Source organism: Novosphingobium taihuense (assembly GCF_007830315.1).
Taxonomy (GTDB): Bacteria; Pseudomonadota; Alphaproteobacteria; order Sphingomonadales; family Sphingomonadaceae; genus Novosphingobium; species Novosphingobium taihuense.
Genome location: NZ_VLKJ01000005.1, coordinates 1 through 25,770, shown reverse-complemented (window position 1 = coordinate 25,770; position 25,770 = coordinate 1). Strand labels below are relative to the sequence as shown.

Below are 25,770 nucleotides of genomic sequence, written 5' to 3'. Positions count from 1 at the left end.
TAGAGGCCTCTAATCAGGAGGCGGGAACTGCCGTGCAGACTTTTGCAATCGAAGCACTGTCGTGGCCGAAACAAGGCGCTGACCTGCGCCGGCAGGTGCGAGATCTTGTGGCCGAACACGTTCACCCGGCCAACCCGGCAGACCTGACCAATTGCTGGGCCGTGGCCGACCCCAAGTTCAGTCGAACGCTCGGGCAAGCAGGCCTGCTGGGCATGACATGGCCAAAGGAATACGGCGGTCACGAGCGCAGCCCGCTTGAGCGCTATATCGTGCTTGAAGAACTGCTCGCGGCAGGGGCCCCCGTGGGTGCGCATTGGATCGCCGACCGGCAGACCGGCACGCTCCTCTTGCGCTATGGCCATGAGGAAGAGCGCCGCCGTTGGGTCCCCGGCATGGCGCGAGGGGAGATATACGCCTGTATCGGTCTTTCAGAACCGAATGCTGGGTCCGACCTTGCTGCCGTGCGCACCACGGCTCGGCGCGACGGTGATGGCTGGGTGCTTGATGGCCAGAAAGTGTGGACGACCAACGCCCACAATGCTCACGTCATGATCGCCCTTATTCGTTCCGAGGAAGGTTCTGAACGCAATGCCGGCCTTAGCCAGTTCATCATTCCGATGGATGCGCCGGGGCTTACGGTTCGCCCGATCTACGACCTCACCGGTGGCCACGATTTCAACGAGGTGTTCTTCGATGGTGTCCGCCTGCCCGCCACCGCGCTTTTGGGGGTGGAAGGCGAAGGCTGGAAGCAGGCGACCGCAGAGCTTTCGCTCGAACGGTCCGGGCCGGAACGTTATCTGTCGTGCTTGACGCTGTTGACAGAATTGATCCGAGCGGTGGGGCCATCGCCAAGCGACTCCATCCGTACCCTGATCGGCCAACTTGTTTCCGAAACGTGGACGTTGCGATTGATGTCCGCATCGGTAGCAGCACAGATTGCGCAAGGTCAGGACCCTGCGCTCGAGGCGACAATCGTCAAGGATCTGGGCAACAGCTTCGAACAGGCGATGCCGGCGCTGATACAGGCAGCGGTCGAAACGGACCTTGCCAGCGATGCTGCGCTGCCGATCATGCTGGGGCATCTGCTTCAGGTTTCACCATCCTTCTCGCTGCGCGGCGGTACGCGGGAAATCTTGAAGGGCATCATCGCACGGGGATTGGGGCTTCGATGAACGAACAGCAACATATGCTCACCGAGATGGTCGATGGCCTGTTCGCCGGGCTTGGACCATCGGCCACGATCGAGAAGAACTGGCCGCAGATCGAAGAACTGGGGCTGACGACGCTTCTGTTGCCCGAAGCGGACGGCGGATTTGGGGGATCGTGGCAGGACGCGCTGATCGTATTCCGGCTTTCCGGTTATCACGCTCTGTCCCTGCCCGTGCCGGAGGCGGTGATCGCTGCCAGGCTCGCTTCGGGCTGCGGATTGCAAGGACGCGGCACAATCGCATCTCGCAGCGACGGGAGGCTTGAGGGCGGCCGCTTTACCGGCACCGTCCATGGCGCGGTGCAAAGCGCAGGCGCGGCATATATCGTCGCCCCCGCGACCGATGGCGGGTCAATTGTGCTTTCAACCGAAGGCGCTCAACGAAAGCCCGCCAACAATCTTGCTGGTGAAGGGCGTGATGTGTGGGCCTTTGATGGCGCATCTGCCTTTGCCGTCACCGAAGACGTTTTCGAACTTGGCGCATTTGCCCGCGTCGCGCAGATTGCAGGCGGGCTGGACGCAGCTTTGGGCATGTCTGTCAGCTATGCGAACGACCGCAAGCAGTTCGGTCGCCCCTTGGCCAAGTTTCAGGCAGTACAGCAATCTCTTGCCACTTTTGCAGGCGAGGCGGCAGCGGCCAATTGCGCTGCCATGGGCCTTGCACAGGCGCTGGACCGGGGCAATGCAGACTATGAAGTGGCTGCAGCCAAGCTGCGTGCCAACCGTGCAGTTGGCGTGGGCACGTCGTCAGCCCATCAGGCCCACGGTGCCATTGGATTCACCAAGGAATATGACCTTCATCCGATCACCAGGAGACTGTGGTCAGCCCGCTCCGAATTTGGGGGCGACAGCCATTGGGCGACAGTGCTGGGCGGCAAGGTCATCACGGCGGGCGCCCACCGGTTCTGGGCAGACCTGACCGCTCTCACCGATTGACAGAAAAAGAGCACAGATCATGTCACAAGCAGTCATCGTCTCCACTGCCCGCACCGCCATCGGAAAGGCCGGACGCGGCGCGCTCAACAATCTCGATGGGGCCGAACTAGGCGCTCTCGTCATCCGCGAGGCGGTAAAGCGTGCCGGTCTTGAAGGGCCCGAGGTCGAGGACGTGCTACTCGGCGCGGCGCGGCTGGAAGGCCCGCAGGGCGGCAACGTGGCACGCATGGCGGCCCTGCGCGCGGGACTGCCGATCACTGTCCCGGGCTTTGCCCTGGATCGCAAATGCGCTTCGGGCCTGAACACCATCGCCCTTGCAGCGCAGCGGATCATGGCAGGCGAAGGCGACATATACGTTGCAGGCGGGCTCGACAGTTGCTCGCTCGCACTGCCCAACACGCGCACTGACAGGCTGGAAAACCCGTGGCTCAAAGCCAACGTGCGCGGAATCTATGACAGCATGATCCAGACGGCGGAGACTGTGGCGAGCCGCTATGGCATCAGCCGCGATGTTCAGGATGAGTACTCCCTGCTCAGCCAGCAGCGCATAGCCGCAGCACAGGCGGAGGGCCGCCTCGATGCGGAGATCGTGCCGGTCACCGTAACCAAGCTGGTCAAGGACAAAAGCGGTGCCGTGACCGGCGAAGAAGAGGTAACCCTGACGAAGGATGAAGGGAATCGGCCAGAAACTACGCTTGAGGGCCTGTCCTCCTTGCGGACAGTGGTAGAAGGTGGCTGCATTACTGCTGGCAACGCCAGCCAGCTCTCCGACGGATCGAGCGTCTGCGTGGTGATGAGCGATACAGAGGCCGCGCGGCGCGGTTTGGAGCCACTGGGCATCTTTCGCGGCTTCGCCATTGCCGCTTGCGAGCCGGACGAAATGGGGATCGGACCTGTGTTTGCCGTGCCGAAGCTGCTGAAGCGCGCCGGGCTTACAGTCGGTGACATCGGGATCTGGGAACTGAACGAAGCCTTTGCCGTGCAGGTTCTCTATTGCCGTGATCAGCTCGGCGTTGATCCTGCGCGTCTCAACGTCGATGGCGGAGCCATTGCGATCGGCCATCCGTTTGGCATGTCCGGCTCGCGAATGACCGGCCATGCCCTGATCGAAGGCAAACGCAGGGGCGAAAAATACGCCGTGGTCACGATGTGCGTGGCCGGCGGCATGGGTGCTGCCGGTCTGTTCGAGATCGTTTGAACATGCCGTAAAAGACCCAAACGCGTCGTGGCACAATTATCAGCCATACGATGGCTGGCAAAGTCCCCTCGACAGCACGGCGGCCGCTTGGCATCGCGGACACTGTATCAGATAGTCGGGCCTCGCCCGCGTGGCCAAATCGGCAATCCCGCTTCCGGTGTTGGTCTGTCAGATGGAGAAGGCAAGGCATGACAAGCAACTACGCCCCGGACGGCGCGACGCAGTTGGAGATCTACAAGCGGGTTGCCCTGCTGAAAGCGAACGACGAGCGCAGCCGCAAGGTGATCATGAACGGTCGCCTTGTCATGCCCTATTACAGCTATCGCGGGCAGGAAGTGATTCCTTCTGCCATGGCTGCGGCACTGACTGATGATGACTACTGGGTCACCATCTATCGCGGCATTCACGATATGCTGGCCAAGGGCATGCCGCTCAATGACCTGTGGGCAGAGATTGCCGGGCGCGTGGATGGCACCTGCAAGGGCAAGGGTGGCCCGATGCACCTGACCTATCCCAAAAAGGGGATCATGGTCACCACGGGCATCGTCGGCTCATCCATGCCGATCGCCAATGGCATTGCCTGGGGATCGCAGCTTTCCGGAAATGACCGCGTAACAGTGGCCACATTCGGTGATGGAGCGTCCAACATTGGCGCGTTCCACGAAAGCCTCAACCTGGCTGCCGTCTGGAAGCTGCCGGTCATCTTCCTGTGCCAGAACAACCTTTATGGCGAGCACACGACCTACGAGAAGGCGACTTCGGCCAAGCGTGTGGCAGACCGCGCTGCGGCCTACAACATGCCCGGCGTGCGGGTGAACGGCAACGATCCGATCGAGATGTATGCCGCCGCGCGTGAGGCGGTGGAGCGTGCCCGCGCCGGTGAGGGCCCGACCCTGATCGAGGCCATGACCTTCCGCTTCCACGGCCACGTTTTCGGCGATGCCGATGCCTATATGGACAAGGCGCAGAAAAAGGCCGCGATGGAGGCCGATCCGGCCCCCATCTTCCGCGCGCGCCTGATCGCTGAGGGAATTGCGACCGAGGAAGAGCTTTCCGCGATCGAGGCCGCCATCGAGGTCCAACTGGACGAAGCGGTTGAGTTCGCACTCGCATCGCCGTTCCCGGAACTCGATGAACTTACCAAGGATGTCTACGCCGAAGGAGTGGTGGCATGAGCGATACTGCAACCAAGACCAAGCCGGTCACCATACTTCAGGCCATCAACACTGCCATTGCCGATGCGATGGAAGCAGACAGCTCGGTCGTTGTGCTGGGTGAAGACGTGGCAGATCCCGAAGATGGCGGCGTTGTCGGAGTCACCAAAGGGCTCTCATCGCGCTTTGGGGATCATCGCGTCCGCTCTACGCCAATCGCGGAACAGGCGATCATCGGGGCCGCTATCGGTGCCAGCCTTGTCGGCTACAAGCCGGTGGCTGAAATCATGCTGATGAACTTCACCACCGTGGCAATGGACATGATCGTCAATCACGCGGCAAAGCTGCGCTTCATGTCCGGCGGGCAGACCAACGTGCCGATCGTTGTGCGGACAATGACCGGCACCGGCTTCGGTTCTGGCGGCCAGCATTGTGATTATCTTGAAGCCTGGTTTGCACACACTGCGGGCATGAAGGTCGTTGCGCCATCGAATCCGGCTGATGCCTACGGCCTGATGCGCGCGGCAATCGATGATCCCGATCCGGTTCTCTACATCGAGAACCTGCCTGCATACTGGACTCCGGGCGCACCTCCAGAAACGGGCCATGTGGTTCCACTTGGCAAGGCCAAAGTCGTCAAGGAAGGCACTGACGTTACCATCGTCAGCTATTCGCGCGTGCTTAACGAGGCCGTGGCGGCAGTCGAGGCCATGGAAGCTGCCGGTGTATCGGCCGAGATTATCGATCTGCGCACGATCTCTCCGTGGGACAGGGAGACCGTCTTCACCTCGGTTGCCAAGACCGGACGCTGCCTGATAGCTCACGAGGCGGTGACCCAGTTCGGCGTCGGTGCGGAAATCGCCGCCACACTGCAGAGCGAATTCTTCGGCAAGCTGAAGGCTCCGATTGGCCGCCTTGGCGCACCTTATGCGCCGGTGCCCTTCTCCAAACCGCTGGAAAGCGCCTATGCGCCCGATGCCAAGCGGATTGCCGAAGCCGCAATCTCTCTCAAGAAGTAGGAAGCACCATTCATGGCAACTGAAGTTCTCCTGCCCAAGATCGGTTTCTCGATGAACGAAGGCACCCTTGCCGAGTGGATGGTCGCTGATGGCGGACAGGCCGTCGAAGGACAGCCGTTGTTCGCACTCGAAAGCGACAAGTCCACCAACGAAGTCGACAGCCCGGCAACCGGCACGCTCAAGATCATCGCCCAGCCCGGCGAGGTCTATGAAGTTGGCACTGTCCTCGGTATCATCGAATAACGACTACCGGGCGCGGTGGCCACACGCACCGCGCCCATATCCTGTTACCCCTGCGTGGCTGCTTGCGGCTGCAATTTGTCGCCAAGACAACCAGCCCATCGGGCGCCCCTTCCCCGCAGTTTCCTGAAGTTCTTGACTAGGGCGGCGTTGACCTGACCCTTGCGAGGTCAGCCTCGATAATCAGTGCTGAGGCCGGACGAAGATGGCTGTGCCATGGTCGTGGGCCACGAACACCCGACTGCCGATCCGGGCCAGCTCGGGGATCTGCGAGAGTGGCACCGGCATGCCGGTTTCCCTTCCACGGTAGATGCGGAAGAAAGTGTCCTCATCGAGGCGGAAAACGTGGCGCTGCCCTTCATCGTCATCAATCGCAATGGCGTTTCTGTCCACTTCCGCCAAGGTTCCCAGCAACGGAACGCCATCCGACTTGCGAGTGCACCGGATGTCCATCGACATGCGGAAGAAACTTTCGGACCGGTTGGCAAGGCCACTATGGGGCGATTCCAAGGCAAACATCAGTAGATCGCCTGGCTGATACTCGGCTCGGCGCCAACTATCCTGCGGCACATCAGAGAGCTTGATGCCCTGTGGCGGGCGCGGAAAATCTCCCATTCGCGGACGATGCAGCCCCTCGGTCACGGCCAGGCCACCTGTGGCTTCATCTATTGGCGCAATCGGAATCCACGCCACGCGCAGTTTCAGACCCTTGTTGTTCGCACCGTCAGCATGAACATAGTTGAAGCGGCTGGCCTGGCTCGAGCCACTGGGTGGAACGGCATGAAACTCGGTGTTGGGTACCCAAACCACTTCGTCCCCCAGCAATTCCTCAAAGAACGCCTTTATCTTCGGATTGCTGATGAAGCTCTTTGAAGGATAGCGTGCCAGCAACGGGTCCAATTCGGGATCACCGCCCATCTTGATGGGATAGTCGTCCAGCGGCGCACCGTTATAGATCGCAACATCCGAACGGCCTGGCTCCACCACGCCAAGTTCGTTCAAAACATCCATGAACACGGCCCGCACATCAGCAATGGCGTCCTTGTCCAGAACATCCCGGAAGAACCAGTAGCCATCACGCTCCCACGCTGCGTCAAGCGCTGACCTGTCCCCCAGAAGGTGGTTCGACGTGTTGAACTCTGGCATGGAAGGCGTATCCGCGAAGGATGATTTGATGCAGTTCCCTGAACTGGTAGTCATGCCTGCTCTCCTGAACATCTTGCCCGTTTCCTGGGGTGCTTGAGCGTTGCCCCATGACGGGGTGAAATTTCGTCAGCTATCGTCTGTAACCAGGGCCATGCCTGCCAGTGCGCCAAGCATGGTCACCCCGCCGTCGACCGGCAGTTCAACTCCGCTGATGAAGCGTGCCTCGTCACTGGACAGGAACAGAACTGCGCGCGCCACATCCCACGCATCGCCTTCGATCCCCAGCGGGCCCACTTTCCGACGACTCTCGCGCATGGATTCCGGCAAGAGGCGCGCCACCATAGGGGTCGCCAAGTGGCCCGGTGCCACGGTGTTGGCGCGGATGCCTTTTCGGCCAAGCATCAGCGCCAGTTCGCAGGTCAAATGGTGCAGTGCTGCCTTCGACGTACCGTAGGCCAGTGACCCCATCGTCACCATTCCGGCTATCGAAGAAATGTTGACGATGCTGCCTCTGCCAGACGCGGTCAACGCTTCGGCCGAAGCGCGTGCCATCAACATGGCTGAGAGAAGGTTTGTATCGAAAACACGCTGCCAAAGCGCTTGATCGAACTGCTCAACTGTCATGCCGACCGATATGCCGACGTTGTTGACCAATGCGTCAAGGCCGCCAAACGCCTCGACCGCAAGGGCAACGGCGGTGTCGCAATCCTTACGGCTGGTGACATCTCCGGCGATGGCAATGGCTTCACCGCCTTCGTTGCGGATCCATGCCGCGGTCGCTTCGGCCTTTGCTGCTTCAAGGTCTAAGCACGCGACACGCGCCCCCTCTCGTGCGAAGGCAAGGGCAATGGCTCGCCCGATCCCGATCTCATCTCCTTCAGAACCGGCACCCGTGACCAGCGCTGCGCGACCACTCATGCGGCCGCGCCCAATCGTGTCTGATTCCATGGCTTATGGTTCTCCTCTCGATCCGCCTTTTCGCACGGACCAGGCCTCCCTATAAGGATGATTATTTACAGGAAGCGGATGATTTTGCATGGCTTTGATATGATCAATGTAGCGGCGGTTGTTCTTCCCGGCACATTCATGAGCAGCCTTGCTCCCCTGATCGACGCCTTCGACCTTACGCAAGAGCGAGGCGAACGGTTGATTGGCGCCGATGTCGGATCGATGCCCAACGTGCGACTGACCCTGCTATCCGCCGATGGGCAGGATATGCCGACAAGTCGTCACGGCAGGCTTCGGATCGAACGGCCTATCTCCTCGGATGACGATTTCGATTTTATCTGGATTCCATCATTTCGCTCGCACGGGGAAGCCGGATTGCGAGGAACTATGGCGGGCAACCGTCCATTGATCGAATGGCTGCAACGCATAGCAGAACGCGGCACCGTCATCGGGGCGAGTGGCGCGGCTGCTGCCCTGCCCATGTCAGCGCATTTGGCAGAGGGAGTGAAGGTTCCGGTAGCTGCACCGCTTGTTCCAGTATTCCGCGCCCTGTTTCCGCGATTCCGGCATGCTGCAGATACCGGAATTGTGCACCAACGCGGCCTGCTTCTTTCGCGTGGAATCGGTCACGACGTGCATGCCGTCACGGAACTGTTCACCCGATTCTTCTCACCAGAAACCGGACGGTGGCTGCGATCTGTATTCGGCAATGAAGCCCTGCAGGACGAAGGGCTGCCAGATGGAGAGCCTCGTGACCAACTGGTAGCGACCGCACGGCTGATGCTGGAGCAGCGCTTTTCCTCGACTGTATCAATCGCGGCGCTGGCGGCCGAACTGGCCGTCAGCCATGCCGTGCTCATCCGCCATTTCAGGAACGAGATGGGCATGACGCCATCACGCTATGTCCAGCAGTTGCGGCTGGGAGCCGCCCAGAGGATGCTGGTGCACACAACGCGGTCGATCGACAGCATTGCGGCGGCAGTCGGCTATGGAGATGCACGGCTGTTCCGTGAAATGTTCCGCAAGGCGACCGGCATCAGTGCGACTGAATGGCGCAAATCGCAGTAGAATATCAGCCTGCGGATTCGGTCGACTGGCTGGAGGCAAGTTCGCCAAATGCACTTGGCGACAACTCCACTGGCAAGCACTCTGAAAGAGACTGGTATCACACTGGCGTTGAATCCAGAGACGACGGTGAGCGTGCCGATCTGAGCCTGTGCCGACAGCCTCATTCTGATATGCCCGGCAGGTAATATGACCTGTGGGAGAGAACCGCATGACAGAAGCGACTTTGACGCCCGAACTTGTGGAATTCGTCAAACAGTCCAAGGACCGGCAAGAAATCCGCGACTGTCTGCTGCGTTATACACGCGGAGTGGACCGGCATGACCTGGAACTCATGAAGTCCGCCTACCACCCGGACGCTTGGGACGAACATGGCGTTGCGGAGGGTGATCCTGAATCCTTTTGCAACTGGGCGATTGGCTGGCACGCAGAGTTCCAGCATCGCCACCAACACGTCATCAACAACCAGACGATCGAACTGGATGGCGATATGGCGCATTCGGAAACGTATTATCTGTTCTTCGGGGAAAACCGGGAAGGCCCGCCCACTCTTGCTTTTGGGCGCTATGTGGACAGGCTGGAAAAGCGCCAAGGTAGATGGGCCATCGCCCACCGTGTCTGCGTTAACGAATATGCCGGCTCGTTCAACTCGATGGACTATCCTGCCGAGTATCAGGCAATGATGAAGGCAACCGGACCTGATACCCGTGACAAGAACGATGTATCGTATGTCCGCCCCCTGACAAAGGACCGTGCGCGGCTTGGCTGAGAATGAAGGCGCGCGGCGTCAATGAGCTGCAGCGATGCTCAGGACAGATTCAGGAAGTTGCCCATGAATGACCTTGCCAAATCGCAACGGTTACCAGTGGAAGGTGCCCGAAACTTGCGCGATCTGGGCGGCTATTGCACGTCAGATGGGCGCACCGTTCGGAAAGGCATGGTTCTTCGAAGTGGGCATCCCGGAGGCCTGACCGCGACTGGGCAGCACGCTCTGGGCGCGCTTGCCTTACGTGCAATCGTTGATCTGCGCAGCAATTCGGAACGAATGATTACGCCATTTCCGCCGGGCGTCATGTCCAGAACGCACTACTGGGCGCGCGATCATGACCACAGCACATCCGACTTCGTCACCATTCTGCGAAATCCGGCCACATCTGGCGAGGCCATGCGCCAGTTCATGCTTTCAACGTACGAGCAACTGCCGTTCGATCAATCCGAAAGCATTGCGGCGATGTTGCGTTTGCTGGCCACAGGAGAAGTGCCCCTGCTGGTCAACTGCACGGCAGGCAAGGATCGTACCGGGGTAGCATGCGCTGTCTTGCTCACCACGCTCGGCGTGGAACGGGAACAGGTGATCGAGGACTATGCCTTGACGGAACAACTGGAAGACCCCGCCGCCAGTCTGTTCACGTCCGCAAGCAATAATCCGCTGGCAATGATTCCGCAGATCAACCCGGATGTCTGGCATGCCATGAATAGATCTGATCCGGACTATCTGCACCGTGCCTTTGCCGTCATCGAAGAGCGACACGGAACGGTTGCTGCATTTGTATCGGACCATCTCGGCCTCTCCTCTCAAGAGATCGCCTGTCTCCATAACCATCTGCTTGAAGGTTGAAGCATGAATAACAATGCTTTTCAGTCGCTCTGGGAAGAGACCCGGAGTTTAAAAGACATCGTTGCCTCATGCCGCGCCGATACAGACATTGAGCGGCGCTTGCCGGATCGAGTAGCGCAGGCGTTTCTTGACCTCGATGTCTATCGCCTGATCCTGCCACGTGATCTTGGCGGCAAAGGCGTCGATCCTCTGACCCTGTTCGATCTGGTTGAGGAAGTCTCGACCTATGACGGTTCGGTAGGGTGGAACTATGCGCTGGGCAGCAACGGCGGTTCCATGGCCGGCGCACTTGCTCCTTCGGTAGCCGCCAAACTGTTTGCCACGAAGGACTCCGCAATGTGCGGGTCCGGTCCGCCGCAAGGCCGGGCTGTTGCGACCGAGGGTGGATACCGCGTGACCGGCCGTTACGCGTGGGCCAGCGGTATACACCAGGCCAAGTGGGTCATGGGCGGCTGCTTCGTATTCGATGGCGAGGAGCGTCGGGTGGGGCCGCATGGCGGTCCGGTGGTAATCCACATGCTCGCTCCCCGGTCCGACGCCAATGTGCTGGATACATGGCACACCGGCGGGATGCGTGGAACCGGCAGTACAGAGTTCGAACTGAATGACGTGTTCGTCCCCAATGAACACACCTTCATGATGTTCGGAGCTGAGCCCACCCATCCAGATCCACTTTACCGTGTCCCGACCAGCTTCTTCGGGTTCACGCTCACAGCAGTCCCGCTCGGCATCGCCCGTGCCACTATCGAAGCGCTTCGTCAGTTGGCGGCAAACCGGCCATCCATGCCGGGCCGCGCAGGCCTGCGCGATCAGCCGCACGTCCACTACACCCTGGGCAAGGCGCGAGCTATGGTGGAGGCATCGCGTCTAGGCGTCCGCGATGCCTTCACCCGGATGTGGGATGAAGTGCGCGGAGACGGCGCGACGCTCGAAAGCCGCGCAAGGCTGCGCAGCGCAGCTGTCCATGCAGTCGAAACCTCGATCGAAGCGGTAGGCATGTGCTACCGGGCGGCCGGCGGCACTGCCCTGTTTGAGCAATTCCCGTTCGAACGCGCGTTGCGCGATGTGAACGCAACTGGCGGACATGTCGTATTCCAGCGGGCCATGATGGAGGACTGCGGACGGGTCTGCCTCGACCTGCCCCCGCTCCTCCCCATGTTCTGAGCGATCAGCGCAGGCTCAACCCGTTGGTCAGGTTCGACCCGAGCGCGCAGACCGGCTCGGAGTTGCCACCGGTGGCGTTGGTGCAAACCTCGAGGTTGGACATGCCGCGCCGTCCATCGAGCAGCGCAGTGCCCAGCGTTTCCACTGCTGTGTAGCCGCGCACGTGCATGACGACAGCATCGGCGCGATCGCAGCTTATGTTGAGCGTCTCGCCGTTTGCCAGATGCAGCACGCCATGCCCGCTCCGCGGGGTCATGGCGTCGGATTCCATTGCCACCACTACATCGCTGTCGGCAAGCGGGATCGTCTTTCCATCCCGCCAGATATAACCAGCCTTGATGATGCCACCATCGCGAGCGACCTGGACCACGTGAGTGGACAAGTCCGGACCGAATACGCAGGGCCACCACCGCGTGCCCCGCAGCCACGTCCAATCGCGCACCGACCACGAGCGGTCGCGGTAACCCAGCGCATCGACTGTGATTTCCCGGTCTCCAATTCGTACCGTACCGGTCATTCGGCCCGCAACCTCGAAATGATGGCCCAAACCTTCAACGCTGCCACCCTCGAGAGCGATCGACTGATAATCAAATCGAGGGTGGAAATCGACGAACTTCAAATCCGCACCACACTCAGGGAAATCAGCCTTTATCTTCGCATGACCGTCAAAATCGACGCGCAGGTGACTGCCCCATCCCATGTGACCCTCGCCCCGATCTGCCGCATTCATCGGCACGCCTGTCACGTTTGATCTGAAGCGATTCCCGTCGCGGTCGAACACGCCGAAACATGAGTTTATCGCCTGTGCGATGGGTTCTTGCCCCAGGCGCCAGAAGCCTCCAGTCCCGCTTTCGATATCGTACCAGCAAAACAACGAGCTTTCCTGCCACAACGGGTTGTCGTCGTGCTGATGCGGACGATCGTCTGCTTCTGAAAACACTTGCATCCCATTCTCCCTTGGTCATCCAATTACGAAACGAGAGGACCACGATAACGATGAATGGACAAGCCGCCTCCATCACCGAGCTATCGGCCCGGATCGAGCAATGGCTGATGGGATTGGACCTGGGCATTTCCAGATTGTGCGAAGTCCGGCGAGCAGACGGTGGCAAATCAAGCGAAACCTGGCTGATAACTGCCGAGGGAAATGACGGGAACCGTCTTGACTGGGTCTTGCGAGTGCAGGCGCGCGTTCGCCAGGTTTATGAAGACCCGTCCGTGGCGCGGCAGTTCCAGCTCATCCGTGCGCTTTCTACCTGCTCCAGCTTGCCAATTCCAGCAGCGGTAGCGCTGGAAGAAGATACGAGCATCCTTGGCGCTCCGTTTTTCCTGATGGAGCGGGCAGAGGGCAAGGCAGCCCCGGACGGTTATCACAGCGAAGGGCTGTTCACACAGATCAACCCTGCGGCTCGCGAGGCAATGTGGGTGGAGGGCATCCAGATGCTCGCCCGGCTCAATTGCGTAGACCCTGCCCCACTGGCATTTCTGGGATGGCCCAATGGCCCAACGGACGATGGCGTGGCGCAAGAACTTGCCCGTTGGGACTCCTATCTTCGCTGGACAAGGGTGCCTCACCTTCCGATCTACGAAAAGGCTCTGCGTTGGCTGGACGATCACCGCCCTGCCCCCAATGGCATTGGCCTTGCCTGGGGTGATGCACGTCCTTGCAACATCCTGTACTTCGATGGGCGTGCCTCTGCCCTGCTTGATTGGGAAACCGCTTCGCTGGGTACGGCAGAAACCGATCTGGGCTGGTGGATCTTCTATGACCGGATGATGTCAGATGCGATCGGTGTGCCCCGACTGGACGGGCTTCCCGATGCCCACACGACAATTGCCATTTGGGAAGCCGAAAGCGGACGCAAGGCCCAGGCGATGGAATGGCACATTGCATTCGCAGGCTATCGCTTTGCGATGATCAGTGAACACGCAATCCGAATGGGAATCCGCGACGGGCTGATGCCAAGCGGGATGGAGGGCGATGGCAACCCAGCTGTTCGTCTGTTGGCCGAACTGGTTTCGAAATGAGGACGTCGAAAACAGCGAAATATCCGACAAGTTGCAACAAGGGATCAGGCGATGATTGAATGCGTACCGCAACTGACTGGCAAGGCAGCGCGCACGATGGCTGAAGCAGCCTTGAATGAGGCGGATCGCCTTGGTTGTTCGGTAGTCGTTGCCGTGCTGGATGCTGGTGGTCATATTCTGCTTGTCCAACGAGGCGCAGGAGCACCCCCGGCTTCGATCGAAGTTGCGCGGCGAAAAGCAGAGACGGCCGTAATGTTTCGAATGGCGACCAGCCATCTGGCGCATGCAGCGAAAGAGAACCCCACCCTTGCGTCCATACCGCAAATGCTTCCATTTGAAGGCGGCATTCCGGTCATCATCGACGGCCATGTCGCCGGAGCGATCGGTGTTTCGGGGGCCTTGCAGCACGAAGACCTGGCCTGCGCCGAAATCGGCGTCGCTGCATTGGGGCTAGCTGATCGATCGTCGTGAACGCGCGCTGCAAGTCCGACAAAGAAGGACTTTCGATCTTCACTTATCGTTCTTGGACCACGGAAATCTCTCCAATCACAGCGCATGAGCGATAGTTCGGCCTCCGAGCCCGCGCGCACTTGCGTAGCTGCGCGGCCGGATGCTCTAACCGCGGCAATGGAGAGCTTCGCAGAGCGTCAGTTCTCTGGCTAAACATTGATCAGGGAGGCGGCGCTGGACTTGAACCTTGCAGGTTGCAGATGCCTTGTGACTGGAAGCAGCTCAGGCATCGGCGCTGGCATTGCCCAGCTTCTTGCCGATGAAGGCGCGATCGTGATCGTGCATGGGCGTGATAGGGCCAAGACAGAAGCCGTTGTCGCGTCCATTCGCGAAGCAGGCGGCCAAGCGCGTAGCGTTATCGGCAGTCTCGACACTTCTGATGGCTGCGAAACTGTTGCGGGGGCCTGCATCGACATGCTCGGCGGCATCGATGTGCTCGTTAACAATGCTGGAGGAAAGGCCAGCGGGCACTTGCAGGATGGCAAGCAACGCCTGCCTAATGCTCCTTGGCTGGAAACCCCATGGGAAGACTGGCGCTGGACCTATGAACAGAACATGGGCGCTGCCGTTCGGCTGATCCAGAAGCTCGCTCCCGGCATGATCGAGCGTGGGTTCGGCCGTATCATCAACATCGCCAGCGCATCAGGCACGCAGCCACCACCGGATCTGGCAGACTATTGTCCGGCGAAAGCGGCCATGATCAATATGAGTTCCGGCCTCGCCAAAACGTTGGGAAGCACTGGCGTTACAGTGAACACTGTTACGCCCGGCACAATCATGTCTCCTGCAGTAAAGGAGAACTTCACTGGGTGGGCCAAGCAACTGGGCTGGGCGGATTCAGGATGGGAAGACCTTGAACGCAGGTTTACCACTGAACTCATGCCCCAACCGATCAAGCGCTTTGGTCGCCCGGACGACATAGCTCGAATGGTAGCGCTGATTGCCAGCCCACTATCTTCGTACATGACCGGCTCGAATTATCGCGTCGACGGTGGCTTTTGTCTCTCGGTCAACTGACAAGGATTCTGCAATGGACGTTGGTCAACGGCTGCTTGCCATCGAAGACATCAAGAAAGTGAAAGCTCGCTACTGCAGGTTTGTCGACACGAAGCAATGGGATGAGCTACGCAATCTTTTTTCCGAAGACGCGATTTTCGACGGTCAATCTGCGGGCATGGGTGATATTGCCGACCGTGAGCAGTTCGTCGCTATGGCACAGGCGGGATTGATCAATGCGGTAAGCGTTCACCACGTGCATGGGCACGAGATCGAATTCACGTCGGACACATCCGCCGATGCCATCTGCGCGATGGAAGACATGCTGCAGTGGGCACAAGGCTCGGGCAGCCCGATCAGCACGCTCCATGGTATGGGCCATTACCACGAAACCTATACCAAGGTGGGTGATTGTTGGAAAATCACTTCATGGCAGCTTACGCGGCTTCGGGTTGATACGGTGGCCGCCTGACGCGATCCGATTTTCGTAGCTGGTCGCCAGCGTTGCTCTCTCTGACCGAGCTTTGTGTGAGCCGATACGCAAGACCTGCCACTGGATGTTTAGACGATCGACTTCTCGTCGAACCGAGTTGATCCGAGCGTCGCCTGTCTCATGCACATAAGCCACGCCAACTTTGCTTGAGTTGCAGAGGCGATCAGCCCGCTACGACCATTTCGCCCTACAGCAGGATGGATTCATCACCCTTCGGCGGCAGCATTGCCCAGTCCACGCAGATAAGCGTTCTGTATGAATGTCACCCGCTTGCCCGTGAAATCGGGCAGTGTTTCACGAAAATGATCACCAACATTTGCAGAGCTACGCCGGGTCAACACTGCGCATTAAAGTCTTTCCAGCCATTGCATTGGCGATGTTTTACATGACTGATCGCCAACCTCAGGTTTCCGTCCGATGCATCACCACCGTCGACGCAACTGCACACCGATGTTGCGGGTGCGGAGCACCTTCTCGCGCTCGGCCCGTGAGAACTTGGGCGTATCTTTGGGCAGGAACTTGCTAACGTCCTGAAGCGGAACCTTGCGGATCGTTGGCATCGGATAGCTTTCCGCCCGGTGCCAGCGTCCGACCAGCATCCCGCGCGTTGAGCCACCTGTATCCAGCCAGTTGGGTATGCCGGGATCTTCCATGGCAATGACGGCGCGGAACTTTCCATCAGAATCCATCCGGGCCTGATGGCCGTTCAAACTGCTCTGGCGATGGGCGAATTCTACCTGATTCCACAGCAGATCGTTGATCTGGACGTTCCAGTACTTCGCCTTGGGAATGTCTGTCTCGATGATCAGCGCTTCCCCTGGCTTGAAATCATAGACACAGCGCCAATACTTCTGAGGCCATTCGGGGCTGTTACCCATGTCCTCAAAACCGCTGAGTTCCATGACGTTGAATCCAAGTTTGCCTCCCAATTGCTGCTGGAAACCCGCCACGAACTTGCTGAACCGGCCCACGAAATCACCCAGCAGAAGATCGAGGCGCTCGCTGATCTGAACGGCTGTGAGTGCGGGCTTCAGCGGAGCGACGTCGAGACGCTCGATTGCGAAACGCGCCTCAGGCTCATTCCCCCAATCATACGAGAATTGCCGGATCAGAATGGTTTCTGCCATCGGGTCGAGAAAGCGCCAGTCTCCGGTCCAGCCGTCCGGGCGCCTGGCACTGAAAATCACTTCGAATGCTCCGTTTTCGCCCAACACAAGACCATCGGCATCGTAGTTGTTGAACGCTGGCTTACCGCGCGCCATGGCATCAGCGTGGGCGCGCGTACCGAGCATTCCCGCCCCCGTTGCAAATCCCATGACCTTGTTACCGCCGCGGTTGCCAACGATGCGGTAGACACCGCGACCGTCGACGGGTGCAATGTGATAGATGCCATCGGGATTGGGTTGCAGCAGAAAAACAGAATTCTCGAACGGCATCCAGTCCGGATGTTCGGGTGTTGCCTGAAAATACCAGAAGTATCCTTGGGCAATGTTCATGACCAACTGCTGGTAGACTTTGGCTCGGGTCAGATCGTCTTGTCGAAACCACGGCATTTGGGCCACTGCGCCTGCAGGCTTCAGGGCATCAAGATAGTCATTCCATGCCTTGATTCCGGGCAACGCCAGAACAGGTGTGGTGACACTGTTTGCACTTGCTGCGGCAGCAGGCCATGTCGCCATTGCTGCACCGACTCCTAAACATTTGAGCAGGTCGCGGCGCAGGAAATGCAGCAAATCTTGCTCAGCTCCATCCGGAGAACCATCCAGCAAGTCGATCTGTTTTGACATCGCGCGCTCCCATGACAGAGATACTGCCTTCCCATCATTGTGCATTGTTGCAAACTGAAGTGCGCGTCCCAGGTTGTCTCGGCCAGAAATCGCGCTCGCATATCGCGACCATGATCGAAACGGCCAGATTCGGCTCAGCGTTTGCACGCACCGCAAACGCCGGGTTAGTGAACGTCCGAGAAAGGCGGGCCGCAAAAGGCTTGCGGAAAGGACTTCGCATGACCGACATCGCAGATCTAGCGCGCAGGATCGAACGCACGGAAGCGAGGCAGGCTATTGGCGAACTACCCTGCCGCTATGCCATCGCGGTAGACTCGCGCGATATCGATTCCTGGCTGAACTTGTTCGTCGAGGACGTGGATTGCGGTCGGCGTGGGAAGGGGCGCGAAGCCCTGCGAACATTCATCGCACCCAGTGTGAAGACATTCTACCGCTCGGTCCATCAAATCTGCGGCCATGTGGTTGACTTCATTGATGACGATACCGCTACTGGCACAGTCTATTGCCGAGCCGAGCACGAGGATGGCGACCAGTGGGTTGTCATGGCGATCATCTACTTCGACCGCTATGTCCGCCGAGATGGGCAATGGTTCTTTGAACGCCGCCACGAAAAGCACTGGTATTCGGCAGACGTGCTTGAACGCCCTGCATCACCGTTTCAGTTGTGGGAAAAGTGGTCCAGCCGCTTGCCGGACCTCCCGGGGGATTTCCCGACCTGGCAGCCCTTCTGGGCCGAAATGGACAGTGAAGCACTGGCCGAGATAACCAGACAACCGTGAGGTAATCCAAGGGATTCCGGTCGTTCGGCCGCACTGTCGCCTCACGAGACTACGTCCCCGGCCCCGAGAACGAGATCGCTTAGTGCCCACTTCAGCGCGGGCAAAATTTAAAGGGAGACAAACCGTGAGCGGCAGCACGATACAATTCACCAGCCAAGGCACTGTCTGCGAAGGCGATCTGTATCTTCCGGCGAATTTTAACACCAATGGCAGCTATCCTGCCTTGGTGATTGGTCACGGCTTCACTGTTTCCCGGACCAGTCTGGTAGAGGAAGGCAGGCTGTTCGCAGAAGCTGGCTTTGTTACGCTGGCGATCGATTACAGGCATTTCGGTACATCGGGCGGCGAACCACGCGGGCGTCTCTATCCGATGCAGGAAGTCGAGGATTTCCGAGCCGCAATTGATTGGCTCGAGGCCCAGCCTGGTGTTGATGCGGACCGGATCGGGATCTGGGGAACCAGCTTCGGCGGAGGGATCGTTACGCACGTAGCTGCGCACGATATTCGCGTCCGGGCTTGCGTGGCGCAGGCACCGATCCTTGACGGCGACAACTGGATCCGATCGCTCAACCGCGAAACCGATTACCTTGCTGTCCGCAAATACCTGCTCGAGGCGCGGCGCAAGCGTTTTGCCGAAGGCGGTGATCCATCGATGCCCATGGGCGCCCCGCCGGAAGATGGCTTCACGCCTATGCCAGCAGATCCGGCGATGATCGAAGACGTGATGGGATGGTATGCCAAGACCGGCGATATGCTGATGCACTCCGCTCCGTCGATCACCATCGAGAGCTTTGAACATGTCATGCAATTCGACGCGAGTCATACCTCGCGCAAGATCGCGCCGAGGGCATACTGCATCGTGCAGTTGACGGGTCACGACGTTTACCATCCCAACGAGCCGATCCAGACCGCTTACCGCGAAGCTGGCGAACCCAAGCGCATGGTATCGCTGAAAATGGATCAGTTGGACTGCTACAAGCCAGGCTTCCGCGAACAGACGATCGGTGCAGCTGCCAGCTTCTTTCGTGAATACCTGATCTGACACAATCTGGCCGGGGGTACCCTTCCCCCGGCGAGACCCGCATGGAGGTTTGCCCGATGTCTGATGTAACCGAGCGCGGTCTTAAGTTTTTTGCCGAAATCATGGGAGATGAGCGGGCCGAACAGATGCGCCAAGGCATCACTTCGGATGGCTTTGGCGCTGCGATCGGCAAGCTGGCGACGGATTATGCGTTCGGTGCCGTCTGGACCCGTGACGGACTGGAACGGAAGCAGCGCAGCCTTGTCGTAATCGGTGTCCTCATCGCCCAGCGTCAATTGCTGGAATTGAAGAACCACATCCGCATCGGTCTGACCAACGGCCTGACGGTGCGCGAAATCGAAGAAGCGCTGATCCAGACACTGCCCTATGTCGGATTTCCGGCGGTTGCCAGCGCGACCACTGCGATTGTCGAGGTGCTGCGCGAACAGGGTCTCGATACAACGACCCGCACGGCTGAAGAGCGCGGAATGCTTTGACCGCAGCGCTCAGACAAGACTGAGCGTGCTGGTGAGCAATGTCCGAACAAGTTCGGCCTGCCGTCGCGTGCCCGTCTTCTGAAAGATTCGCTTGGAATAGGTCCGAGCGGTCTGGAGAGTCACGCCAAGCCTTTCAGCTGACTCGGCAAGTGTGTGCCCCTCGCACAAAGCAAATGCCAGTTTTGCTTCTGAGCGAGTCAGTCGAAACATTTCCATGAGGGATTCCAGGCTGTCGCCGGCCGTTTCATGATCGATATGAACGTAGGCACGCAGGACCGGGGTGAAAGGCCCGGTCACAGGGCGTTCTGCAACCGGAAGCAACAGCATATCTGCCCGCTTCCCTTCGCTCAGCCGGACGGCCCTGGAACGGCCCGTCCGATCACGGGTGAAATCACGCAAAGCGGCACCGAGCGCTCGAGCGGCAGTTCCATCTGCAAGCGTCAGACGCCCATGCGGATCGCGGCCCATGATTTCGCCCTGGATGAGCAGGCGGCTCACGACATGGTCTGCATCGATGATCCTTCCATCGGCGGTAAGCGTGACGATCCCCACATTGAGGCGGCCCATCGCGCTGGTGTACGCAGCCAAGCGCGCTTGGGTGTCATTCAGCCTGACATAGGCTTGCAGTGCGATACCCAGATGTCGTCCCAGGGCCTCGATCAATTCTCGCTCTGTCCTGGAAAACTCCGGCGTATCGCGGATAACGGTCAGCCAAGCATTAGCTCCACCGGGCTCGGTGATGCGCAAAATCAGCAGATGTGGCTCGCCAAACGGCTGTAGCAGCAAGCGAAGCTGATCCTGAGCAGATTTGTCATCCGGCGCGAAGATGTCTGCCAATCCATACGATCTCCCGGGCATCAAGCGATAGTACGGCAAGGGATCAGTGCGGTGGAACCCTCCGAAATAGAACCGGCTCATATCCTCGGTTGGCCCACCACTGACATAGGATGTAAGATCAGACATCGGCGCATCGGTTCGCCTGAAGGTAAGGTTGGCATGTGCTGCGCCAACCGCCTGGCGCAGGGCATCGGTGAGCGCCTGCCAGCCGTTCTCGGCAATGACGCCCTCGTGCACAAGCGCGATGAGATCCTTCTCCATACTGGCATTCATCAGGCTATCTCTCCTCATGTCACATTGCCATTTGGGGACAGCAGGAGGCAACATTACGAGTACTACTGGTGGTGGAGATTTTGCGAAAGGAATGTCAGGTGCGCACAGCCGCTGAAGTGAGCGAGGTATCTCTGGTTGGCGCAACCAGAGAACAGATGTGCGAGCAAGCGGCCCGCCGCACAGGGCTTGATGATTTCGGAGACTCCGACTTTCATGCAGGCTTGGATCTGTTGCTGGCAGATCTTAAAGAAGCTGGCCTTTCGGCACAAGGCATGGTTGCCGCGCGGGAGAATGTGCTGGGCCATCTGGCAGGGCGACTGCGCTCAGTCGAAGGATTCAAGCAGCATCCTGAAGCGATGAAGCGACCGATTGTCCGACCACTCATCGTATGTGGCATCGTAAGGTCCGGAACAACGGCGCTGCATAAGCTTCTTTCCATGGACCCGCAGTTTCAGGGCGTGGAGCGCTGGCTTTGCTCTGCCCCCCAACCCCGTCCGCCGCGTGCCGAATGGGCGGCCAATCCCGATTTCCAGCAGGCCAAGGCAAGTCTTGATGCGATGCTGGCGCAAGCACCTGAAATGCTGGAAGATCACGGAATGGCCGTCGACACGGTAGAGGAATCTCTGGATCTTCTGGCACAGAGCTTTCGATCAAATATGTTCTGTTCCCAATTCGTTATTCCAAACTACGATCGCTGGTATCGTGCGCAGGATGATACTCCAAGTTATCTGCGCCTTGCGGACAATCTGAGACTGGTTGGTGCCCACGATCCGCACCGCACATGGCTGCTCAAGAACCCTACAGACACTTTTTCCCTGCAGGAAGTTCTGAACGTGTTCCCGGATGCCATGATCGTGCAGACGCACCGTGATCCACTGCAGGCCATCCCCTCTGTGGTAAACCTGATCGGTAGTGCCCACCGCATCTTCCGCGGTGAACAGGCCGACATCCAAGGCGTTTTCGCTCGCGAAGAGGAGTTCTGGCAACAGGCGATGAGCCGTGCAGATGCGGTCAAGGACGCTCATCCTGGACGAGTTCTCGACGTCCAGTTCAATGATTTCGTCAAAGATCAAATCGGCTTCGTCAGAAAAATCTACGATCAGTTCGGATTGGTTCTGTCTGAAGAAGCAGAGACGGCAATGCTCGGTTGGCTCGCTGCCAATCCCAGGCGATCTTCAACGATGCAACGATTTACGCCCGAAGACTACGGCCACAGTTCCGACGCATTGAAGGAACGCTACAGCACTTACCGCGCACGGTACGGATACTAGCTTTCGGCCAGGCAATCGCGCTTGCGATGATGTTGGATCGCTCTTTCGTCGGCCCTTTTACGCCCCTAGCATTTCGGAAACGGGAAAATGGAGAGTGCAGCAGTGGCTCAAATCAGGTTCGATGACCGCGTCGCAATTGTGACTGGTGCTGGCAATGGTCTTGGTCGCGAGTATGCGCTCGAACTTGCCCGTCGCGGGGCTAAGGTTGTGGTGAATGATCTTGGCGGCAGCGGATCCGGGGTTGGTGCTTCGGCGACGGCAGCAGAACGCGTGGTCGAGGAAATCCGTGATCTTGGTGGTACCGCAGTCGCGAACACAGATAGTGTTGCCACGCGCGCCGGTGGCGCTTCTGTGGTTCAAACCGCCCTTGACGCATGGGGCCGCGTTGACGTGCTGATCAGCAATGCCGGTTTTCTGCGGAATTCCCGGTTCGAAGATCTTACCGACGAGCAGATTGACCCGATCATAGACGTTCATCTCAAGGCCGCATTCTACGTGGGACAGCCCGCCTATCGTGCAATGCGTGCCAACGGTTACGGGCGTATGCTGTTCACAGGGTCTGCATCAGCCATGTTCGGACATGCATGGCAGGCCAACTATGCTTCTGGGAAAGGAGCCATGGTGGGGCTGTCGAACGTGATCGCGCTTGAAGGCTCAGCTTACGGCATCCAGTCGAACGTCCTACTGCCCACTGCGGTTTCACGCTTGGCTGACGAGATGGATCAGGGATTCATGGAAATCCCCGAGTTCGCCAAGTCGATACAGACGGCCGACTTCTCGGCAAGCGACGGGCGCGTGGTGCCAGAATTCAACACTCCCCTGGCACTCTATCTTGTTAGCGAGAATTGCCAGGCCACACACGGCTTGTATTCGTCAAATAGCGGTCGGTATGCCCGTGTGCGCATTTGTGCAGGTGAAGGCTGGGTTGCTCCCAAAGGCAGCGTTCCACCGACCCTGGAAGACATCTCCACCCATTTTGACAAGATCAGTGAGCTTGGCGAATTCAGCCAGCCGATGACCGTCTACGAGGAGTTTACCGCCGTTGCCGCCGCCGCTCGCAAGCAGGGCGTGTATCCCTGAGCCTGTCGTCACTGCACAAGGAGAGCGGCACAATGCCAACCAAGGTCGGGATCATAGGCGCGAACTGGAGCCTGAAGGTTCACGGTACCGTGTGGCGTCAGATGGCGAACGTAGAAGTTGCCGCTGTATGCACCGCACATCAGGAAACAGCCGAGGCTGCGGCTGCAGCCTTTGGCGTGCCAAAAGCATACTGGAACGTTGCCGAAATGGCAGCCGATCCCGATCTCGATATCATCGACGTCGGTAGTCGCCCGGCGTATCGGCCAGAAATGGTCATGGCAGCATTGGACAATGGCAAGCATGTCTACAATGCCCTGCCGTTTGCGGTAACGCTTGATCAGGCCAAGGATCAGACGGCCCGTGCCAAGGAGAAGGGACTGATCGGCACAGTTGACGCTCAGTTCCGCTGGGTGCCTGCTGCCTTGCAGATGAAGGCGATGATCGACGAGGGTTTTCTCGGCAATATCCTTGGCTTCAATGTCCAGTTGCTTATGCCATTGTGGGAAAGGGACGGAGATTACTATCCCGCATGCACCTTTCCCGAAGGCGGCGTTTCGCCCTATCTCTGGCTGGCCGACAAGGCGAGCGGCGGTAGCGCCTGGCGCAATTTCGGCATGCACACCACGTTGCTGCTGACTCACCTGATCGGCCCTGTCGCAAACTTATCCGGCTTGCTGACCACCGGCGTGAAGGAATGGAATCTTCCCGACGGCACAGTCTTGAAGCCGGACACTGCCGATCTTGCCTGCGCCACCCTGCAGATGGAGAACGGCGCGATCGGAAATCTCCAGACGGGTTGGTGCGTGCCAGACTCTGAAGTGCTGCGAGTTGAAATCTGGGGTGATAGAGGCCGTCTGCTCTACACCGATCCCACTTTTGGCGATGGCGCCAGTGCTCGCCTCTATGCTGGCCCGGCAAGACAGAAGGAATACGGGGAACTGGCTGGCAGTCTGGTCGATATCTCACCTGAATACTATGCCGTGCCGGGCACGCCCTGGAGCAAGGAGAACGCCCCTCCCTACATGGTGTCAATGAGCTGGATGTTCCACAACATGCTGGCTGCCATTCGCGGTGAAGCGCAAGCATCACCGAGCTTCGAGGAAGCGCTTCACGCCCACAAGGTCGTGACGGCACTTGAAATGTCTAGCGAGAACGGAAAGCGCATAACGCTCGCAGATCTGTAAGACGATCAATGTTCAGACGAGATCTTGTGCAGCGCTTCTTGGGCTAGAGATCTCGTCTAAATCCTGACGACCGCAATCGGCGGGATCAAGCTCGTCTACAAGGTGCTAGGCGGCGTGGACAAATTCGTTTCACGGTTGCGGCCACGCCAGCTATGATATCGCGATGAGTGATAAGCGGTCCGAAAGCGTGTATGTCACCGGCCAACGGCATATGCTTTGGACGATCGTCGCAATGTTTGCGATCATTTGGGGCATTCCGCTGGCGCTCAGCGCCTTTGGCTTGTCGTCTCAGACGATATTCGCGGTGATTGTTCCGCTCGGGCTTGCGTGGGTGTTGATAGGAGGTATCCGCTCATTCATGATTGCATGCCCGTCCTGTGGTAAATCCTTGTTTGTGAGAGGTTTTATCAGTGTGCCATGGCCAGCGAAGCGATGCAGCCGGTGCGGGGCTGATCTTACGACGACGGCCCGCTAATGCCGGTTTTTCATTGACGCGATGAGTGTGGATTGATTCAAGGCTGCCTTTTGGAGGCAGGCTTGAGCAGGGGCGATCTCACTGAAGCAGAATGGCGCGTTCTGAAGGGTTTGTTGCCTATCGAGCCTGAGAACCGTGGTCGAGGCAGGCCGCCCGAACAGAGCCGCTCGATCATCAACGGTATCCTGTGGCGTCTCCGCTGCGGCGCTCCATGGCGCGACGTGCCGCCCAAATACGGTAGCTGGAATACCATCTATCGGAGGTTCCGTCGTTGGAGTGAAGCCGGGGTCTGGGAGACCGTCGCCGTGACGCTGGCGGAGATCATGGCGGACAGCGGCCACTACAGCATCGACAGCACCACGGTTCGCGCCCACGTCTCGGCAGCGGGCGGAAAAGGGGGACTCATCGACGAGCTCTTGGCCGCTCGCGGGGCGGGTTCACCAGTAAGCTTCACTGCCTGGCTGATGCCCTCGGGCGACCGCTCGCATTCCATCTGACGGTCGGCGAGGCGGCCGATTGCAAAGCTTATGATCACCTGATCGACCTACCAGAGCGAACACCTGACGCTTTGCTCGCCGACAAGGGCTACGACGCTGACGCAATCCGTGCCGACCTTGCCGAACGGAATATCGAGGCCGTCATTCCTGGCAGGTCAAACCGCCGTGTGAAAATCGACCACAATCGGGCGCTATACAAGCAGCGCAATCGCATCGAGCGCATGTTCGGGCAGCTTAAAATCAACCGCGCCATCGCCACCCGATACGATCAACTGGCCAACAGCTTCCTCGGGATGGTCCATCTCGCCACCGCCAGATACTGGCTCAAATTTGTCCACGCCGCCTAA

26 protein-coding genes are annotated in these 25,770 nt (G+C 59.0%); 21 read left to right on the top strand and 5 right to left on the bottom strand.

The genetic code is table 11. The features are described from left to right. Positions 1 to 32: 32 nt before the first annotated feature. From IQ25_RS11415 to IQ25_RS11390, 6 genes are all read left to right on the top strand, one after another. On the top strand, positions 33 to 1,172 hold the full coding sequence (locus IQ25_RS11415; RefSeq protein WP_144905887.1) for an acyl-CoA dehydrogenase family protein: 1,140 nt from the start codon (positions 33 to 35) through the stop codon (positions 1,170 to 1,172). Beyond that, positions 1,169 to 2,143, top strand: a complete 975-nt coding sequence (locus IQ25_RS11410) for an acyl-CoA dehydrogenase family protein (RefSeq protein ID WP_144905885.1) — start codon at positions 1,169 to 1,171, stop codon at positions 2,141 to 2,143. Before IQ25_RS11415 ends, IQ25_RS11410 begins: the two co-directional genes overlap by 4 nt. 19 nt (positions 2,144 to 2,162) lie before the next feature. Further along, positions 2,163 to 3,341 carry an acetyl-CoA C-acyltransferase gene (locus tag IQ25_RS11405; protein ID WP_144905883.1) on the top strand — a complete coding sequence of 393 codons (1,179 nt, stop codon included), beginning with the start codon at positions 2,163 to 2,165 and terminating at the stop codon, positions 3,339 to 3,341. A 188-nt stretch (positions 3,342 to 3,529) separates the two neighbouring features. Next, a complete protein-coding gene (locus IQ25_RS11400; RefSeq protein WP_144905881.1) occupies positions 3,530 to 4,516 on the top strand; it encodes a thiamine pyrophosphate-dependent dehydrogenase E1 component subunit alpha in 987 nt (328 codons plus the stop codon). Further along, entirely contained in the window at positions 4,513 to 5,514 is a 1,002-nt protein-coding gene (locus IQ25_RS11395) for an alpha-ketoacid dehydrogenase subunit beta (RefSeq protein ID WP_144905878.1), read from the top strand. Before IQ25_RS11400 ends, IQ25_RS11395 begins: the two co-directional genes overlap by 4 nt. Positions 5,515 to 5,526: 12 nt before the next feature. Continuing rightward, positions 5,527 to 5,757: a biotin/lipoyl-containing protein gene (locus tag IQ25_RS11390; protein ID WP_144905876.1), complete on the top strand. Its 231-nt coding sequence runs from the start codon at positions 5,527 to 5,529 to the stop codon at positions 5,755 to 5,757. Positions 5,758 to 5,937: 180 nt separating this feature from the next. On the opposite strand, the gene IQ25_RS11385 is transcribed toward IQ25_RS11390, so the two are convergent. Further along, positions 5,938 to 6,954 carry a phytanoyl-CoA dioxygenase family protein gene (locus IQ25_RS11385; RefSeq protein WP_158637738.1) on the bottom strand — a complete coding sequence of 339 codons (1,017 nt, stop codon included), beginning with the start codon at positions 6,952 to 6,954 and terminating at the stop codon, positions 5,938 to 5,940. A 72-nt stretch (positions 6,955 to 7,026) separates the two neighbouring features. Continuing rightward, positions 7,027 to 7,848, bottom strand: a complete 822-nt coding sequence (locus tag IQ25_RS11380; protein ID WP_144905872.1) for an SDR family NAD(P)-dependent oxidoreductase — start codon at positions 7,846 to 7,848, stop codon at positions 7,027 to 7,029. A gap of 57 nt (positions 7,849 to 7,905) precedes the next feature. Between IQ25_RS11380 and IQ25_RS11375 the strand changes: the two genes are divergently transcribed. The 4 genes from IQ25_RS11375 (at position 7,906) to IQ25_RS11360 (ending at position 11,695) form a co-directional block, all read left to right on the top strand. Then, positions 7,906 to 8,916: a helix-turn-helix domain-containing protein gene (locus tag IQ25_RS11375; RefSeq protein WP_144905870.1), complete on the top strand. Its 1,011-nt coding sequence runs from the start codon at positions 7,906 to 7,908 to the stop codon at positions 8,914 to 8,916. Between the two features lie 208 nt (positions 8,917 to 9,124). Further along, positions 9,125 to 9,682 (top strand): nuclear transport factor 2 family protein, encoded by a 558-nt coding sequence (locus IQ25_RS11370; protein WP_144905868.1) that lies wholly within the window; start codon positions 9,125 to 9,127, stop codon positions 9,680 to 9,682. Positions 9,683 to 9,745: 63 nt separating this feature from the next. Beyond that, entirely contained in the window at positions 9,746 to 10,531 is a 786-nt protein-coding gene (locus tag IQ25_RS11365) for a tyrosine-protein phosphatase (RefSeq protein WP_158637737.1), read from the top strand. 99 nt (positions 10,532 to 10,630) lie between these two features. Then, the gene (locus IQ25_RS11360; protein WP_158637736.1) at positions 10,631 to 11,695 is read left to right on the top strand and encodes an acyl-CoA dehydrogenase family protein; all 1,065 of its coding nucleotides are present in this window, start codon (positions 10,631 to 10,633) and stop codon (positions 11,693 to 11,695) included. 4 nt (positions 11,696 to 11,699) lie between these two features. Here IQ25_RS11360 and IQ25_RS11355 read toward each other — a convergent pair whose 3' ends face one another. Continuing rightward, a complete protein-coding gene (locus IQ25_RS11355) occupies positions 11,700 to 12,641 on the bottom strand; it encodes a DUF7064 domain-containing protein (protein ID WP_158637735.1) in 942 nt (313 codons plus the stop codon). Positions 12,642 to 12,691: 50 nt separating this feature from the next. Between IQ25_RS11355 and IQ25_RS11350 the strand changes: the two genes are divergently transcribed. From IQ25_RS11350 to IQ25_RS11335, 4 genes are all read left to right on the top strand, one after another. Beyond that, positions 12,692 to 13,723 (top strand): phosphotransferase family protein, encoded by a 1,032-nt coding sequence (locus IQ25_RS11350; RefSeq protein WP_158637734.1) that lies wholly within the window; start codon positions 12,692 to 12,694, stop codon positions 13,721 to 13,723. Positions 13,724 to 13,774: 51 nt separating this feature from the next. Next, positions 13,775 to 14,194 carry a GlcG/HbpS family heme-binding protein gene (locus tag IQ25_RS11345; RefSeq protein WP_144905858.1) on the top strand — a complete coding sequence of 140 codons (420 nt, stop codon included), beginning with the start codon at positions 13,775 to 13,777 and terminating at the stop codon, positions 14,192 to 14,194. Between the two features lie 246 nt (positions 14,195 to 14,440). Then, positions 14,441 to 15,250 (top strand): SDR family NAD(P)-dependent oxidoreductase, encoded by an 810-nt coding sequence (locus IQ25_RS11340; protein ID WP_258537014.1) that lies wholly within the window; start codon positions 14,441 to 14,443, stop codon positions 15,248 to 15,250. Between the two features lie 13 nt (positions 15,251 to 15,263). Further along, entirely contained in the window at positions 15,264 to 15,701 is a 438-nt protein-coding gene (locus IQ25_RS11335; RefSeq protein WP_144905856.1) for a nuclear transport factor 2 family protein, read from the top strand. 443 nt (positions 15,702 to 16,144) lie between these two features. Here IQ25_RS11335 and IQ25_RS11330 read toward each other — a convergent pair whose 3' ends face one another. Next, the gene (locus IQ25_RS11330; protein WP_144905854.1) at positions 16,145 to 17,509 is read right to left on the bottom strand and encodes a hypothetical protein; all 1,365 of its coding nucleotides are present in this window, start codon (positions 17,507 to 17,509) and stop codon (positions 16,145 to 16,147) included. Between the two features lie 218 nt (positions 17,510 to 17,727). On the opposite strand from IQ25_RS11330, the gene IQ25_RS11325 reads away from it, so the two are divergent. From IQ25_RS11325 to IQ25_RS11315, 3 genes are all read left to right on the top strand, one after another. Then, entirely contained in the window at positions 17,728 to 18,288 is a 561-nt protein-coding gene (locus IQ25_RS11325; RefSeq protein ID WP_144905852.1) for a nuclear transport factor 2 family protein, read from the top strand. 82 nt (positions 18,289 to 18,370) lie between these two features. Then, a complete protein-coding gene (locus IQ25_RS11320) occupies positions 18,371 to 19,330 on the top strand; it encodes an alpha/beta fold hydrolase (protein ID WP_183661230.1) in 960 nt (319 codons plus the stop codon). 56 nt (positions 19,331 to 19,386) lie between these two features. Then, positions 19,387 to 19,806 (top strand): carboxymuconolactone decarboxylase family protein, encoded by a 420-nt coding sequence (locus tag IQ25_RS11315; RefSeq protein ID WP_144905848.1) that lies wholly within the window; start codon positions 19,387 to 19,389, stop codon positions 19,804 to 19,806. Between the two features lie 9 nt (positions 19,807 to 19,815). Here IQ25_RS11315 and IQ25_RS11310 read toward each other — a convergent pair whose 3' ends face one another. After that, positions 19,816 to 20,916, bottom strand: coding sequence for a helix-turn-helix transcriptional regulator (locus IQ25_RS11310; RefSeq protein ID WP_144905846.1), 1,101 nt, complete (start codon positions 20,914 to 20,916; stop codon positions 19,816 to 19,818). A gap of 98 nt (positions 20,917 to 21,014) precedes the next feature. Between IQ25_RS11310 and IQ25_RS11305 the strand changes: the two genes are divergently transcribed. The 4 genes from IQ25_RS11305 (at position 21,015) to IQ25_RS11290 (ending at position 25,770) form a co-directional block, all read left to right on the top strand. Then, entirely contained in the window at positions 21,015 to 22,187 is a 1,173-nt protein-coding gene (locus tag IQ25_RS11305; RefSeq protein ID WP_258537013.1) for a sulfotransferase family protein, read from the top strand. 87 nt (positions 22,188 to 22,274) lie between these two features. Continuing rightward, positions 22,275 to 23,267: an SDR family NAD(P)-dependent oxidoreductase gene (locus IQ25_RS11300; protein ID WP_144905844.1), complete on the top strand. Its 993-nt coding sequence runs from the start codon at positions 22,275 to 22,277 to the stop codon at positions 23,265 to 23,267. 32 nt (positions 23,268 to 23,299) lie between these two features. Next, on the top strand, positions 23,300 to 24,451 hold the full coding sequence (locus IQ25_RS11295) for a Gfo/Idh/MocA family protein (RefSeq protein WP_144905843.1): 1,152 nt from the start codon (positions 23,300 to 23,302) through the stop codon (positions 24,449 to 24,451). Between the two features lie 537 nt (positions 24,452 to 24,988). Beyond that, a protein-coding gene (locus IQ25_RS11290) for an IS5 family transposase (RefSeq protein ID WP_220094543.1) occupies positions 24,989 to 25,770 on the top strand; the annotation gives its coding sequence in 2 pieces (ribosomal slippage) (positions 24,989 to 25,313 and positions 25,313 to 25,770; 783 coding nt in all).

Excerpts from the sequence above, each read along its gene's own strand:
- IQ25_RS11410 (WP_144905885.1), top strand. The coding sequence starts at position 1,169 with ATGAACGAACAGCAACATATGCTCACCGAGATGGTCGATGGCCTGTTC.
- IQ25_RS11405 (WP_144905883.1), top strand. The coding sequence starts at position 2,163 with ATGTCACAAGCAGTCATCGTCTCCACTGCCCGCACCGCCATCGGAAAG.
- IQ25_RS11400 (WP_144905881.1), top strand. The coding sequence starts at position 3,530 with ATGACAAGCAACTACGCCCCGGACGGCGCGACGCAGTTGGAGATCTAC.
- IQ25_RS11395 (WP_144905878.1), top strand. The coding sequence starts at position 4,513 with ATGAGCGATACTGCAACCAAGACCAAGCCGGTCACCATACTTCAGGCC.
- IQ25_RS11390 (WP_144905876.1), top strand. The coding sequence starts at position 5,527 with ATGGCAACTGAAGTTCTCCTGCCCAAGATCGGTTTCTCGATGAACGAA.
- IQ25_RS11385 (WP_158637738.1), bottom strand. The coding sequence starts at position 6,954 with ATGACTACCAGTTCAGGGAACTGCATCAAATCATCCTTCGCGGATACG.
- IQ25_RS11380 (WP_144905872.1), bottom strand. The coding sequence starts at position 7,848 with ATGGAATCAGACACGATTGGGCGCGGCCGCATGAGTGGTCGCGCAGCG.
- IQ25_RS11375 (WP_144905870.1), top strand. The coding sequence starts at position 7,906 with ATGATTATTTACAGGAAGCGGATGATTTTGCATGGCTTTGATATGATC.
- IQ25_RS11370 (WP_144905868.1), top strand. The coding sequence starts at position 9,125 with ATGACAGAAGCGACTTTGACGCCCGAACTTGTGGAATTCGTCAAACAG.
- IQ25_RS11365 (WP_158637737.1), top strand. The coding sequence starts at position 9,746 with ATGAATGACCTTGCCAAATCGCAACGGTTACCAGTGGAAGGTGCCCGA.
- IQ25_RS11355 (WP_158637735.1), bottom strand. The coding sequence starts at position 12,641 with ATGCAAGTGTTTTCAGAAGCAGACGATCGTCCGCATCAGCACGACGAC.
- IQ25_RS11350 (WP_158637734.1), top strand. The coding sequence starts at position 12,692 with ATGAATGGACAAGCCGCCTCCATCACCGAGCTATCGGCCCGGATCGAG.
- IQ25_RS11345 (WP_144905858.1), top strand. The coding sequence starts at position 13,775 with ATGATTGAATGCGTACCGCAACTGACTGGCAAGGCAGCGCGCACGATG.
- IQ25_RS11335 (WP_144905856.1), top strand. The coding sequence starts at position 15,264 with ATGGACGTTGGTCAACGGCTGCTTGCCATCGAAGACATCAAGAAAGTG.
- IQ25_RS11330 (WP_144905854.1), bottom strand. The coding sequence starts at position 17,509 with ATGTCAAAACAGATCGACTTGCTGGATGGTTCTCCGGATGGAGCTGAG.
- IQ25_RS11325 (WP_144905852.1), top strand. The coding sequence starts at position 17,728 with ATGACCGACATCGCAGATCTAGCGCGCAGGATCGAACGCACGGAAGCG.
- IQ25_RS11315 (WP_144905848.1), top strand. The coding sequence starts at position 19,387 with ATGTCTGATGTAACCGAGCGCGGTCTTAAGTTTTTTGCCGAAATCATG.
- IQ25_RS11310 (WP_144905846.1), bottom strand. The coding sequence starts at position 20,916 with ATGAATGCCAGTATGGAGAAGGATCTCATCGCGCTTGTGCACGAGGGC.
- IQ25_RS11300 (WP_144905844.1), top strand. The coding sequence starts at position 22,275 with ATGGAGAGTGCAGCAGTGGCTCAAATCAGGTTCGATGACCGCGTCGCA.
- IQ25_RS11295 (WP_144905843.1), top strand. The coding sequence starts at position 23,300 with ATGCCAACCAAGGTCGGGATCATAGGCGCGAACTGGAGCCTGAAGGTT.